Raw genomic sequence first — 14,001 nt, forward strand, 5'->3', positions numbered from 1 at the left:
GCTCATGACCGAGACCACGCACACCAACGCTCCCCCGCCCACCGTCTGGCCCGCGTTCCGGGCCCGGGACGCCCGCGCCCTGATCCGGTTCCTCGTCGACGCTCTCGGCTTCGAGGAGACCGCCGTGTACGGCGAGGGCGACGTCGTGCAGCACGCCCAGCTGTCCTGGCCGCCCGGCGGCGGGGTGATGCTCGGCTCGGTGCGCGACGACGAGGGCTGGACGGTCGCCCCGGGCAGCACCGGCTGCTACCTGGTCGCCGACGACGTCGACGGGCTGTTCGACCGGGCGGTCGCCGCTGGTGCCGAGGTCTTCCGGCCACTGCAGGACACCGACTACGGCGGCCGGGAGTTCGCCGTCCGCGACCCGGAGGGAAACCTCTGGAGCGTCGGCAGCTACCGCGGCGAGCCCCGCCGGGTCAGCTGAACAGGCCGCGGACGTCGTCGGCGGTCAACGCGCCCGAGGCGAGTGCGCCGTCGTCGACGACGCGGGAGAACAGGGCCTGCTTGCGGGCCTTGAGCTCCATCACCTTCTCCTCGATGGTGCCGACGGCGACCAGCCGGTAGACCATCACCGTCTTGTCCTGGCCGATCCGGTGCGCCCGGTCGACGGCCTGGGCCTCGCTCGCCGGGTTCCACCACGGGTCGAGGACGAAGACGTAGTCGGCCTCGGTGAGGGTGAGTCCGAAGCCGCCGGCCTTGAGGCTGATCAGGAACACCGGGGCGCTGCCGGTGCGGAACTCCTCGATCCGGGCGTCCCGGTCCCGGGTCCGCCCGTCCAGGTAGACCCAGTCGATGCCCTCGGCGGTCAGCCGGTCGCGGATGCTGCCCAGGAACCGGGTGAACTGGCTGAAGACCAGCACCCGGTGCTCCTCGGCGACCACCTCGCGCAGGTGGTCGAGGAACGCGTCGGCCTTGCTGGCGCGGACGTCGGCGTACGCCGGGTCGATCAGCGCCGGGTCCAGGCTGAGCTGCCGCAGCAGGGTGAGTGACCGGAAGATGGTCATCCGGTTCTTCGACATGTCCTCGACCAGCCCGAGGACCTTGCTCCGCTCCCGCTGCAGGTGGGTCTGGTACAGCTTCTCGTGCCGCGGGTTCAGCACCACCTCGAGCACCTGCTCCTGCTTGGGTGGCAGCTCCGCGGCGACCAGCTCCTTGGTCCGGCGGCGCACCAGCGGGCGGATCCGGCGGCGCAGCAGGGCCAGCTTCTCCGCGTCGCCGTCCCGCTCGATCGGGATCCGGTAGAACTCGGTGAACCGCTCCGGGTCGGGGAAGAGGCCGGGCGCGACGATCGACATCAGCGCCCACAGGTCCATGACGCTGTTCTCCAGCGGCGTCCCGGTGAGCGCCAGTTTCACCGGCGCCGGCAGCATCCGGGCGACCTGGTAGGTGCGGGCCTGGTGGTTCTTCACGAACTGCGCCTCGTCGAGCACCAGCCCGCGCCAGGACAGCGACGTCCAGGAGTCGGCGTCGATCCGGAACAGTGCGTAGGAGGTGACGACGACGTGCGCGCCGGCCACCCGGCCGCGCAGCGAGGTGCCCGCCTTGCGTTCGGTCTCGTCGACGGCGACCACCCGCAGACCCGGGGCGAACCGGGCCGCCTCCCGGGTCCAGGTTGAGACGACGCTGGTGGGCGCCACCACCAGCACCGGTGCGGCGTCCAGGTCGCCGGCCTCGTGCGCTCGGCAGAGCAGGGCGAGGGTCTGCAGCGTCTTGCCCAGCCCCATGTCGTCGGCGAGCACCCCGCCGAGCCGGTGGTCCCAGAGGAAGGCCAGCCAGCCGTAGCCCTCCCGCTGGTAGGGCCGCAGCTCCGCGGCCAGCCCGGCCGGTGGTGGGGGCGGCTCAGCCGTCTCGACGTCGATCAGGCCACGCACCTCGCGGGTCCAGCGGTCGCTCTGCTCGGTGACCACCCCCAGCCCCAGCAGTTGCTCCCACAGACCGGCGGAGAAGCGGCTGACCTGCACCTCGTCGCCGGGCAGGTCGCGCAGCTCGCGGGCCTCCTCGATCAGCAGCCGCAACTGCTCGAACTCCGGGCGCTGCAGGGAGAACCAGGTGCCGCTGATCAGCGCCAGCCGGGTGCGGCCGGCGGCCAGTGCGGAGAACAGCGTCGCGAACGGCACGTGCTGGCCGTCCATGGTCACCGAGATACCGAGGTCGAACCAGTCGGACTCCCGGCTGTCCCGCGCGGTGAAGCTGATCTGCGGCGCCGAGGTGGTCTGCCGGTAGGACGTCGGGGTGCCCACCACGGTCACGTCGACGTCGGGGTCGGCGCGCAGGGCCGGGAGCACCTCGGTGGTGAACTCCAGCGCCTCCATGCCGGCGAGCTCGACCCGCTCGGCCAGCCGGCGCTCCGGCGTCCACAGTTCCGGCAGTCCGCCGACCGGGCCGGGCAGCGCCTCGACCAACTGCTCCTCGGCGGCCGGGTCGCGGCCATCGGCCGGGCCGGCCGTGGTCGACAGGCCGAACGACCGGTCGCCGTACCCCACCGACCAGGCCATGGTGACCGTCGCGTCACCGGGGTAGGTCACCTCGGCGGCCAGCCTCGGGGGTGCGACGTCGGGCAGCTCCACCGAGCCGTCGGCCGAGATCACCGGGACGGCGCGTCGCAGCCCCGGGTAGAAGTCGCGCTGGAAGCGGTCGACGTCGCCGGCCGGGATGCCGATCACCCCGCCCCGGGCCACCAGGCCGGCCAGCACCGGGGGCACCGGGGAGTCCAGCCGCGCGAGCACCAGCCCCGGCGCGCCCTCGGGCGCCTCGTCGCGGGCCGGACCGTCGACGGTGACCCCGTGCGGGGGCATGCCGAGGAAGGAGAGCGCCGCCGGGTCGATCGCCCGCCCCGCCACCCGCAGCACGGCGGACAGCTCGGTGCGGTCGCCACTGTCGCGCAGGTCGACGGCCACGTCCGCCTCGCCCTCGGCGAGCACCACCGGACGCGGCTGGCGGTCGGCGGTCACCAGGGGGACGCCGTCGGCCACCGCCTCGGCCAGCAGCCGCCAGAGCCCGGGGCCGAACTCGTGCAGGTACACGTCGACCGGGGCGTACGAGTAGAACTGGTTGCGCGCCGCCTGGTGGGTGGCGTGCAGCGCGCGCATCGCCGCCACGTGCGCCGGGTCCCAGCCGGACCGGCTGTTGTCGTACTGCAGCTGACGCCAGGAGATCCCGCTGCGCACCCAGTGCCCCCGCTTGCCCGGGACCACCGGCCGCAGCCGCACCAGCCGCTGCAGGGTGCCCGGCGCGCCGACCGAGCTCCGACCCCGCCCGGGCGCCTGCTCGACCAGCTCGAACTGCAGCCCGATCGGCACCGCCGTGCGCGGTCGGCGGTCGGCCGCCGCGGCCACCAGCTCCTCGAGTTCGGCCTCCCAGCCGGCCGCCACCGGGGACGCCTTCAGGTTCGAGCGCAGCGACAGCAGGACGGCGACCGCGTGCTTGCAGTCGTCGCCCACCGGGCAGGTGCACGCACCCGCCCAGCCCACCCGGCCGCCGTCGGTGCGCACCACCGTCGTCCGGTAGGGCTCGGCGGCGCCGCCCTGGACCAGACCGGTCAGCCGGCGTGCGTCGTCGGCCAGCCGGAGGTCGAGGACGCCGCGGGCCACGTAGCGGCGGGCACGGTCGAGCACCTCGGGGCCGACGGCGTCGGCCAACGCCGCATCGGTGACCATCTCCCGCCAGTCCCCGAGCACCCGATCAGGCTACGGCGGTGCACCGACAGAGCTGCCCGGGTCGCGGTCACCGGTGCTCCGGCGCGAAGATCACTGCATGAGCTCCGACCGCGCCGGCCAGCCCGCCCAGCCCTCCGACCTGGTCGACGTCCCCCACCTGCTGACCGCGTACTACACGGTCGAGCCGGATCCGGACGACGTCGCCCAGCAGGTCGCGTTCGGCACCTCGGGGCACCGGGGCTCCTCGCTGGACGGCGCCTTCAACGAGCCGCACATCCTGGCCACCACCCAGGCGATCTGCGAGTACCGCGCGCAACAGGGGTACGACGGCCCGCTGTTCGTCGGCCGGGACACCCACGGGCTCAGCGAGCCCGCCTGGGCGAGCGCCCTGGAGGTGCTGGTCGCCAACGACGTCACCGTGCTCGTCGACGCCGCGGACCGGTACACGCCCACCCCGGCGGTCAGCCACGCGATCCTGCGGGCCAACCGGGGGAAGACCACCGGGCTGGCCGACGGCATCGTCGTCACCCCGTCGCACAACCCGCCCCGGGACGGCGGCTTCAAGTACAACCCGCCCTCGGGCGGCCCGGCCGACACCGACGCCACCGGCTGGATCGCCACGCGGGCCAACGAGCTGCTGGCCGCCGGCCTGGACGGGGTGCGGCGGGTGCCCTTCGCCCGGGCCCGTGCCGCAGCGCAGTCCTACGACTTCCTGGGCACCTACGTCGACGACCTGCCGAACGTGCTCGACCTGGACGCCGTCCGGGCCGCCGGGGTGCGGATCGGTGCCGACCCGCTCGGCGGTGCCGCCGTCGACTACTGGGGGGCGATCGCCGAACGGCACCGCCTGGACCTCACCGTGGTCAACCCGTTGGTCGACCCGACGTGGCGGTTCATGACGCTGGACTGGGACGGCAAGATCCGGATGGACTGCTCCTCCCCCTCGGCGATGGCCTCGCTGATCGGTGCGAAGGACGAGTTCCAGATCGCCACCGGCAACGACGCCGACGCCGACCGGCACGGCATCGTCACCCCCGACGGCGGGCTGATGAACCCCAACCACTTCCTCGCCGTGGCGATCTCCTACCTGTTCAGCCACCGCGACGGGTGGGGTGCCGAGACGGCGGTGGGCAAGACGCTGGTGTCGTCGTCCCTGATCGACCGCGTGGTCGCCGACCTCGGCCGGCGGCTGGTCGAGGTGCCGGTCGGGTTCAAGTGGTTCGTGCCCGGGCTGCTCGACGGGTCGGTCGGGTTCGGTGGCGAGGAGTCGGCCGGGGCGTCGTTCCTCCGTCGCGACGGCGGGGTGTGGACCACGGACAAGGACGGCATCCTGCTCGCCCTGTTGGCCTCGGAGATCCAGGCCGTGACCGGGAGCTCGCCCTCGGAGCTGCATACGTCACTGACGCAACGCTTCGGTGAGTCGGCCTACGCGCGGGTCGACGCCGCGGCGACCCGGGAGGAGAAGGCCGCGCTGGGCAAGCTCTCCCCCGACGCCGTCACCGCCACCGAACTGGCCGGCGAGCCGATCACCGCCAAGCTCACGAAGGCGCCGGGCAACGACGCCGCGATCGGTGGCCTGAAGGTCACCACGGAGAACGCCTGGTTCGCCGCCCGCCCCTCGGGCACCGAGGACGTCTACAAGGTCTACGCGGAGTCCTTCAAGGGCCCCGACCACCTAGCCCAGGTCCAGGAGGAGGCCAAGGCCGTCGTCTCCGCCGCCCTCACCCCCTGACGCTCGAGGGGCCAAGATCGCGCTTTTGGCCCCTCAGGAGGTCAGTGCCTCCCGGACCCGGCGGACGACGGAGTCCAGGTCGTGCAGGTCCGGAGCGCTCAGCCGGATGACCCGCCAGCGCGCCGCGACCAGGACGGCGTAGCGCTGGTCGTCCGCCACGATCTTCTCCGCGTCGAAGTGGTGGGCCCCCTCGTACTCGACGATCAGCTTCGCCTCCGGCCAGGCGAAGTCGACCCTGGCCAGGAACTCACCGTGGTGTTGCACGTGGAACTGTGGCACCGGGGCCAGTCCGGCGAGCACCAGCGCCACCCGCACCTTCGACTCCGGCGCCGACTCGGCCCGTGGGTCGACCAGGCCGAACGCCCGGCGGACCTTCGTGACGCCCCACTCTCCGGCGGCGCGTTCCAGCCGTGAGGTCAAGGTGGTCGCGGACACCGAGCCGGCTCGGACCATGGCGTCGAGCGCGGCCACGGCCGTACCGAGGGGCTCCAGGGCGGCGACGTCCCACGCGGTCCGGAGAGGGGTGCTGACCGGGACGTCGTCGATGACGTCGATGTCCTCGGGACCGAGCACGGTCTGGTGGACACGCACCCCTCGCGGCCCGGACCAGCGGACGTCTGCGCTCCGGAGAACGGTCACCGGATCGGCTGGTCCGGCGAAGGGGGCGCCGTGCCAGGCGGCGGCCGAGTGCCCACCGATCGCCGTCCCGGCCGGGAGCAGGAGGGCGACGCCGGTGCAGCGGAGCCGATGATCGAACTCGAGCCCCGGATCGGCGTATACGCCCTGGACGATGCGCCGGTAACCCAGCAGGCGAAGCTGTTTGCGGGTGATCGCCTTCTCCGCGATGGCGTGGCTGGCGACGAAGACACCGTGGAGCGGTCGTAAGGGCACCGGTGCAGAGTGGTGGACGAAGTCCGGTCTGTGCTGGCGTCGTCCACAGGGGCCAAAATCGCGATAATGGCCCCTCAGCGGGTGAGGAGGCCGCCGAGGAGCATCAGTGCGAAGGCCAGCGCGGGGGCGCCGATGAGGACGGCGAGTTGCCACCGCCCGAGGCGGGCCATGTCCTCGCCGGTGCGCGGGTCGCGCACGGTGTCGTCGGGCTCGCGCCGGCTCGCGGCGGCGATCCAGGCAGCGCACGCGGCCAGGACGACGGCGGCAGCGGCGGCCATCAGCCCGGCCGGGACGCCGAAGGCTGCGTCGTCCCCCGCGCCGAGTCCCCAGAGACTGTCGGCGAGCAGGAAGCTGGCGACGCCGATGACCACGGTGACGACCAGGTGCGCCCACGACAGACCGCTGAGCAGGTGGCGCCAGCCGCGGCCCCGCTGCAGGCCGAGCGCCGCCGCGACCTCGTCGGCGTACTGCTTCGGGTCGCCGAACGCCTGACGCGGGTCCTCCCCGGTCTCGGCCACGTGGCTCTGCACCTCGGCGAGGACCTCGCCGATCCGGCTGCCCGGGACCTCCCGCAGCCGCAGCGCGAGCAGCAGGTCGTCGCTGTAGGCCTGGTCGGTGCTCTTCATGGCGTGCTCCTCGAAGCAGGCAGGGGGGCCAGCAGGCCGGCGGCCCGCTCGGTGAAGACGTGCCAGAGCTCGGTCCGCTCGCGGAGGAACTGCTCGCCCGCGGGCGTGAGGGTGAAGAACTTGCGGCCCGGGCCCCCGTCGCCGGCCTCCCAGGACGAGGACACCAGGGCCTCGGTCTCCAGGCGGGTCAGGATCGGGTAGAGCGTGCCGCCCTTCACCGGGCCGAGCCCGGCGTCGGCCAGCCGGGCGGCGATCGCGTAGCCGTAGGTCGGGCCGTCGGCGACGACGCGGAGCACGCACAGCGACAGGACGCCGCGCATCCACTCCCCGGGCCACCGCTCGTCGGTCACGGCTAGACAGTACGACTGACTAGTCAGGCGCACAAGCTAGTCATCCGGCCGGGTGGGCCCGGACGCACGGCAGGCCCGCCGGAGCGGACTCCGACGGGCCTGCAGTGCCGAGGGGACAGGCGTCAGCTGACGTCCTCGTCCACCCAGTCCAGCGACTTCGTGACCGCCTTCTGCCAGTTGCGGTAGAAGCGCTCCCGCTCGTCGGTGGCCATCTGCGGGTCCCAGCGCTTGTCCTCGGCCCACTTGGCGGTGAGCTCGTCGAGGTCGGACCAGAAGCCGACGGCGAGCCCGGCCGCGTAGGCCGCACCCAGCGCCGTCGTCTCGGCGATCTTCGGCCGGATCACCGGGACGCCGAGCAGGTCGGCCTGGAACTGCATGAGCAGCTCGTTGCCGACCATCCCGCCGTCCACCCGGAGCTCGGTGAGGTCGACCCCGGAGTCGGCGTTCATCGCGTCCAGCACCTCGCGGGTCTGGTAGGCGGTCGCCTCCAGGACGGCGCGGGCCAGGTGCCCCTTGTTGACGAACCGGGTGAGCCCGACGACGGCGCCGCGGGCGTCGGAACGCCAGTGCGGGGCGAACAGGCCGGAGAACGCCGGCACGAAGTAGGACCCGCCGTTGTCGTCGACCGAGCGGGCCAGGTCCTCGATCTCCGGGGCGCTCTTGATCATCCCCAGGTTGTCCCGGACCCACTGCACCAGCGAGCCGGTGACCGCGATCGAGCCCTCCAGTGCGTACACCGGCTTGGCGTCCCCGAGCTGGTAGCACAGCGTGGTGAGCAGGCCGTTCTCCGAGGGGACAGCCTCCTCGCCGGTGTTGAGCAGCATGAAGTTGCCGGTGCCGTAGGTGTTCTTGGCCATGCCCTTGCTGAAGCAGACCTGGCCGAACGTCGCCGCCTGCTGGTCACCGAGGGAGCCGGCGATCGGCACGCCGGCCAGGAAGCCGGCCTTGCGGCCCTTGCCGTACTCCTCGGAGTTGGAGCGGATCTCGGGGAGCATGGACATCGGGATGCCCATCTCCTCGGCGATGTCGGCGTCCCAGGCCAGCTTCCGGTAGTCCATCAGCATGGTGCGGGAGGCGTTGGAGACGTCGGTGAGGTGCAGCCCGCCGTCGGCGCCGCCGGTCATGTTCCAGATCAGCCAGGAGTCGATGGTGCCCATCAGCAGCTCGCCGCGCTCGGCCCGCTCCCTGGTGCCCTCGACGTTGTCCAGGATCCAGCGGACCTTGGGGCCGGCGAAGTAGGTCGCGAGGGGCAGGCCGACCTTGTCCTTGTAGCGGTCGGCGCCGCCACCCAGCGCGCCGAGTTCCTCGATGATCTTCCCGGTGCGGGTGTCCTGCCAGACGATCGCGTTGTAGACCGGTTCGCCGGTGGTGCGGTCCCAGACCACCGCGGTCTCCCGCTGGTTGGTGATCCCGACGGCGACGATGTCGGAGGTGCCGGCGTCGCTGCGGGCCAGCGCCTGGCCGACCACCTCGCGGGTGTTGCGCCAGATCTCCATCGCGTCGTGTTCGACCCACCCGGCGCGCGGGAAGATCTGCTCGTGCTCCTTCTGGCCGACGGAGACGACGGCGCCGTCGTGGTCGAAGATCATGCACCGGGTGCTCGTGGTGCCCTGGTCGATCGCGGCTACGTACTGGGCCATGGGGTTCCTCCTGGATGCGGGAGGGGCCAAAATCGCGACTTTGGCCCCGACGGGCTGGTCGGGTCAGACGTTGACGTGCGAGAGCAGGCCGGCCAGGACGGCGCCGATGACCGGGCCGACGATCGGCACCCAGGCGTAGCCCCAGTTGCTGTCGCCCTTGCCGCGGATCGGCAGGACGGCGTGGGCGAGGCGCGGCCCGAGGTCACGGGCCGGGTTGATGGCGTAGCCGGTCGGGCCACCGAGCGAGGCGCCGATGCCGACGACGAGCAGGGCGACGGCGAGCGGGCCGATCTCGGTGGGCGTGTCCCCGAACCGCAGGATGATGTAGACGAGGACGAACGTGCCGACGACCTCGGTGACCACGTTGTCCTTGACGGTGCCGATGGCCGGGCCGGTGGCGAAGGTGCCCAGCTGGGTGCCGGCGGCCTCCGGGTCGTTGTAGTGCCCGTAGTAGGCCAGGTAGGCCACGACCGCGCCGATGAAGGCGCCGACCAGCTGCCCGGCGAAGTACACCAGCGTGCTGGTCACGCTGACCTCGACGCCGGGGGCGTACTCGTCGGTGCCGCTGACCAGCAGGCCGACGGTGACGGCCGGGTTGATGTGCGCGCCGGAGCTCGCCCCGGCGAAGACGCCGGCGAAGACGGCGAGCCCCCAGCCGAAGATGATGACGATCCAGCCGCTGTTGTTGCCGTTGGTCTTCGGCAGCACGACGTTGGCGACCACGCCGACGCCGAGCAGCAGCAGGATCCCGGTGCCGAGTACTTCACTGCCGAAGACGGTCCAGAGACCGACGGTGTCCACGAGTAGGCGCTCCTCACGACGGGCCCGCAGCATCGCGGGCCGTGCTGATCCAGGACGGGCCTGTGGCGGTGGTCACCACGCGTCCCGTCGTGCGAGGACCGTAGGAGGCGCACTGTGAGCTGGACAACAGTCTCGGTGCGACATCGTCGGACGACGACCTCAGGGCGCTCCCCAGGCGATGCTCAGCTCCACGGCACGTTCCCAGCGGGGGTACTCCGCGGTCAGCGCCCGCGCCCGCTCCGGCGTCGGCGTCCACTGCGCCGACCGGTGCCAGTTCCGGCGCAGCGCCTCGACGTCCGACCACACCCCCACGGCCAGGCCGGCGGCGTAGGCGGCCCCGAGGGAGACCGTCTCCCCCACCATCGGCCGCACCACCGGGGTGTCCAGCGCGTCGGCGACGAACTGCATGAGCAGGTTGTTGGTGGTCATCCCGCCGTCCACCCGCAGGGCCGGCAACGACAGGCCGGAGTCGGCGGCCATCGCCTGCACCACGTCGCGGGTCTGCCAGCCGGTGGCCTCCAGCACCGCACGGGCCAGGTGTCCCTTGGTGACGTAGGAGGTGAGCCCGGCCACCAGGCCGCGGGCCTCCCCCCGCCAGTGCGGCGCCAGCAGCCCGGAGAACGCCGGGACGACGTAGCAGCCGCCGTTGTCGCCGACCGTGCGGGCGAGGGTCTCCACCTCCGCGGCCGAGCTGATCAGGCCCAGCCCGTCGCGCAGCCACTGCACCAGTGCGCCGGCGACGGCGACCGACCCCTCCAGCGCGTACCGGACCGGCTCCCCGGCCAGCTGGTAGGCCACCGTGCTGATCGACCCGGACCGGGTGCGCACCAGCTCGGTGCCGGTGTTCTGCAGCAGGAAGCTGCCCGTGCCGTAGGTGCACTTGGCCTCGCCGGGGGCGAAACAGGCCTGGCCGAACAGCGCCGCCTGCTGGTCGCCCAGCGCTCCCGCGATCGGCAGCGCCCGGTTCAGCGCGGTGGCCGTGCCCAGGACGCCGACCGAGGGGCGGATCTCCGGCAGCATCTCCGCCGGGATGTCGAAGAAGGCGAGCAGGTCGGGGTCCCAGCGGCAGCTGCGCACGTCCATCAGCAGGGTGCGGCTGGCGTTGGTCACGTCGGTGACGTGGACCCCGCCGTCCGGCCCGCCGGTGAGGTTCCAGATCAGCCAGGTCTCCATGGTGCCGAACAGCAGCTCGCCGCGTTCGGCGCGCTCCCGGGCGCGGGGCACGTGGTCGAGGATCCAGCGCAGCCGCGGGCCGGAGAAGTAGCCGGCGATCGCCATGCCGCTGCGCTCGGCGACCACGCCGGCGTCGGGCCGGGCGGCCAGCTCCGTCACCAGGTCGGCGGTGCGGGTGTCCTGCCAGACCAGCGCCCGGGTCACCGGCCGGCCGGTGACCCGGTCCCAGACCACGGTGGTCTCCCGCTGGTTGGCGATGCCCAGCGCCACGACGTCCCCGGCGTCGGGCACGTCGCCGAGCACCTGCGCGGCGGTCCGCTGGGTGTTCGCCCAGATCTCCATCGGGTCGTGCTCCACCCAGCCGGGGCGGGGGAAGTACTGGTGGTGCTCACGCTGGCGGACGGCGACCATCCGGCCGCCCCGGTCGAACACCAGCGACCGCGTCGACGTCGTCCCCTGGTCGACGGCCAGCACGTAGCGGTCAGCCACCGCCGTGCCCCAGCTCCCGGGAGACGGCGTGGGCGGCGTCGACGACCATGGCCAGCAGCAGGCTGCGGGGTACGCCGCGGGCGTCGAACAGCGAGGTCAGCGCCCCGCTGACCCCCAGCGCGGCGACCACCAGCCCGCCCGCGGCGCGCACGGGTGCAGCGATCGCACCCGTCCCGGGCTCGTGCTCGCCCCGCTCGGCCGCCCAGCCCTGGGCCCGCACCTCGGCCAGCTCGGGCGGGTGGGCGGCCCCGTGCGCCAGCAGCACCTTGCCCAGCGCGGTGTTGTGCGCAGGGAGGGCGGTGCCGACCTCGAGCACCTGCGCGGAGTCGTCGGGGCGGAAGACGTGGTGGACGACGACCACCTCCGTGCCGGCGAGGGTGGCCAGCCGCACCGCCTGCCCGCTGCGGGAGGCCAGGGCGTCGGCCCAGTTCGAGGAGCGGGCCCGCAGCTCGTTGACGTCCAGGGACGTGCCCAGCCGGAGCAGCCCGGGGCCCAGCGCGTAGCGGCCGGTGGCCGGGTCCTGCGCCACGAAGCCGACGTGCAGCAGGGTGCGGAGCAGGCTGTGCGCAGTCGTCTTGGCCAGACCGACCGCCGCGGCGATGTCGGTGACACCCAGCGTGCCGCCGGAGCCGGCCACCACGCGCAGGATCGCCGCTGCGCGCTCGATGGACTGCACGGTGCCCGGCACGGCGCCCGACGCTAGGCCATCGCGGGCCCGGATGGTGACCCAGCGCACGTGAGTTGTCCGACCATGTCAGACAGCGGCCGTCGACGGTCCGTCGCGCACCGCCCTACCGTGGGTGCATCGTGCGCCGTCGTCGGCGATGGCCCGTACCGAGGAGTTCGCAATGACGGCAGTCCGCCCACTCGGCCCCGAACAGCGCGCCCAGGCCTGGGCCGACCTCGCGGCCGGTGACTTCGAGGTCCTGGTGATCGGCGGCGGGGTGACCGGCGCCGGTGTCGCGCTGGACGCGGCCACCCGCGGCCTCAAGACGGCGCTGGTCGAGGCCCGCGACTTCGCCAGCGGCACCTCCTCGCGCTCCTCCAAGCTGTTCCACGGCGGACTGCGCTACCTCGAGCAGTTCGACTTCGGGCTGGTGCGGGAGGCGCTGCACGAGCGCGACCTCTCGGTCAACCGGATCGCCCCGCACCTGGTCAAGCCGGTGCCCTTCCTCTACCCGCTCACCCACCGCGGCTGGGAGCGGCCCTACGTCACCGCTGGGCTCGCGCTCTACGACGGGCTGGCCCGGCTCGGCGCGCTGTCGGACCCGATGCCCGCGCAGAAGCACCTGACCCGCACCGGTGCCCGCCGGGTGTTCCCCGCCCTCAAGCCCGACGCGTTCGTCGGTGCCGTCCGGTACTACGACGCCCAGGCCGACGACGCGCGGCACACCCTGACCGTGGCCCGCACCGCCGCCGCCTACGGGGCGACCGTGCTCAACTCCGCCGAGGTCGTCTCCTTCGAGCACGCCGGTGGCCGGGTGGTCGGGGCGAAGGTGCGCGACGTCGAGACCGGGAACGAGGTCGACGTCTGCAGCGAGGTGGTCGTCAACGCCACCGGGGTGTGGACCGACGACGTCCAGACCCTGGTCGGCGGCCGCGGCCGGTTCCACGTGCGCGCCAGCAAGGGCGTGCACATCGTCGTCCCGCGCGACCGGATCAACGGCGAGGCCGGCCTGATCCTGCGCACGGAGAAGTCGGTGCTGTTCGTGATCCCGTGGGGCAGCCACTGGATCATCGGGACGACCGACACCGACTGGGAGCTGGACAAGGCCCACCCGGCCGCCAGCAAGGCCGACATCGACTACATCCTCGAGCACGTCAACGAGGTGCTGTCGGTCCCGATCACACACGCCGACATCACCGGGGTCTACGCCGGGCTGCGCCCGCTGCTGTCCGGTGAGCAGGAGTCGACCAGCCAGCTCTCCCGGGAGCACGCCGTGGCCCGGCCGATGCCCGGCGTCATCGCCGTCGCCGGCGGCAAGTACACGACCTACCGGCCGATGGCCGCCGACGCGGTGGACGCCGTGGCCGAGGACGTCACCCGCCGGGTCCCGCCGAGCGTCACCGAGAACATCCCGCTGGTCGGCGCCGAGGGCTACGCGGCGATGGTCAACTCCCTCGACGGGCTCTCCGACCGGTGGGGCATCCCGCGCTTCCGCGCCGAGCACCTGCTCAACCGGTTCGGGTCGCTCACCCCCGAGGTGCTCGACCTGGCCGCCGACGCCCCCGAGCTGCTCGAGCCGGTGCCCGGCGCCGAGGAGTACCTGATGGTGGAGATGGTGTGGTCGGCCGCGCACGAGGCTGCGCTGCACCTGGACGACCTGCTGGCCCGGCGCACCCGGATCTCCATCGAGACCCCGCACCGTGGGGTCGACTCCGCCGCGCCGGTCGCCCGAGCCGTGGCCGGGGTGCTGGGCTGGGACGACGAGCGGATCGCCAGCGAGGTGGACAGCTACACCGCCCGGGTGGAGGCCGAGCGGCGCTCGCAGGAGGCTGCCGACGACCAGGAGGCCGACGCCGCCCGGGTCGCCGCACCGGACACCCGCGCCGTCGCCGTCGGCCGCGCCCTGGGCTGAGCCCCGCTGGGATCAGGTGACCTGATCCCAGGGGGACCTACCCGGTGGCAGACCGCCGGGTAGG

General features: G+C 73.1%; 11 protein-coding genes. 3 read left to right on the forward strand and 8 right to left on the reverse strand.

What is annotated here, in order from left to right; translation table 11 throughout:
* The first annotated feature begins 4 nt into the window (after positions 1 to 4).
* A complete protein-coding gene (locus O2V63_RS14090; RefSeq protein WP_269168190.1) occupies positions 5 to 424 on the forward strand; it encodes a VOC family protein in 420 nt (139 codons plus the stop codon).
* Here the strand turns inward: O2V63_RS14090 and O2V63_RS14095 are convergent.
* Positions 417 to 3,677: a DEAD/DEAH box helicase gene (locus tag O2V63_RS14095; RefSeq protein ID WP_269168191.1), complete on the reverse strand. Its 3,261-nt coding sequence runs from the start codon at positions 3,675 to 3,677 to the stop codon at positions 417 to 419. The two genes, O2V63_RS14090 and O2V63_RS14095, sit on opposite strands and share 8 nt — an antisense overlap.
* Positions 3,678 to 3,753: 76 nt before the next feature.
* Between O2V63_RS14095 and pgm the strand changes: the two genes are divergently transcribed.
* Complete coding sequence (gene pgm, locus O2V63_RS14100; RefSeq protein ID WP_269168192.1) at positions 3,754 to 5,388, forward strand: phosphoglucomutase (alpha-D-glucose-1,6-bisphosphate-dependent); 1,635 nt, start codon at positions 3,754 to 3,756, stop codon at positions 5,386 to 5,388.
* A 33-nt stretch (positions 5,389 to 5,421) separates the two neighbouring features.
* Here the strand turns inward: pgm and O2V63_RS14105 are convergent, their stop codons facing one another.
* From O2V63_RS14105 to O2V63_RS14135, 7 genes are all read right to left on the reverse strand, one after another.
* Complete coding sequence (locus tag O2V63_RS14105; protein WP_269168193.1) at positions 5,422 to 6,279, reverse strand: endonuclease domain-containing protein; 858 nt, start codon at positions 6,277 to 6,279, stop codon at positions 5,422 to 5,424.
* Positions 6,280 to 6,353: 74 nt separating this feature from the next.
* On the reverse strand, positions 6,354 to 6,905 hold the full coding sequence (locus tag O2V63_RS14110) for an HAAS signaling domain-containing protein (protein WP_269168194.1): 552 nt from the start codon (positions 6,903 to 6,905) through the stop codon (positions 6,354 to 6,356).
* On the reverse strand, positions 6,902 to 7,255 hold the full coding sequence (locus O2V63_RS14115) for a PadR family transcriptional regulator (RefSeq protein ID WP_269168195.1): 354 nt from the start codon (positions 7,253 to 7,255) through the stop codon (positions 6,902 to 6,904). The genes O2V63_RS14110 and O2V63_RS14115 overlap by 4 nt, the downstream gene beginning before the upstream one ends.
* A gap of 122 nt (positions 7,256 to 7,377) precedes the next feature.
* A complete protein-coding gene (gene glpK, locus O2V63_RS14120) occupies positions 7,378 to 8,895 on the reverse strand; it encodes a glycerol kinase GlpK (RefSeq protein ID WP_269168196.1) in 1,518 nt (505 codons plus the stop codon).
* A gap of 63 nt (positions 8,896 to 8,958) precedes the next feature.
* Positions 8,959 to 9,696, reverse strand: coding sequence for an MIP/aquaporin family protein (locus O2V63_RS14125; protein WP_269168197.1), 738 nt, complete (start codon positions 9,694 to 9,696; stop codon positions 8,959 to 8,961).
* A gap of 159 nt (positions 9,697 to 9,855) precedes the next feature.
* Positions 9,856 to 11,358 (reverse strand): glycerol kinase GlpK, encoded by a 1,503-nt coding sequence (gene glpK, locus O2V63_RS14130; RefSeq protein ID WP_269168198.1) that lies wholly within the window; start codon positions 11,356 to 11,358, stop codon positions 9,856 to 9,858.
* A complete protein-coding gene (locus O2V63_RS14135; RefSeq protein ID WP_269168199.1) occupies positions 11,351 to 12,046 on the reverse strand; it encodes an IclR family transcriptional regulator in 696 nt (231 codons plus the stop codon). The genes glpK (O2V63_RS14130) and O2V63_RS14135 overlap by 8 nt, the downstream gene beginning before the upstream one ends.
* Before the next feature lie 160 nt (positions 12,047 to 12,206).
* Between O2V63_RS14135 and O2V63_RS14140 the strand changes: the two genes are divergently transcribed.
* Complete coding sequence (locus O2V63_RS14140) at positions 12,207 to 13,937, forward strand: glycerol-3-phosphate dehydrogenase/oxidase (RefSeq protein ID WP_269168200.1); 1,731 nt, start codon at positions 12,207 to 12,209, stop codon at positions 13,935 to 13,937.
* Positions 13,938 to 14,001 lie beyond the last annotated feature (64 nt).

It is taken from the genome of Modestobacter sp. VKM Ac-2977 (assembly GCF_026968045.1).
In the GTDB taxonomy this organism is placed as follows: Bacteria; Actinomycetota; Actinomycetes; order Mycobacteriales; family Geodermatophilaceae; genus Modestobacter.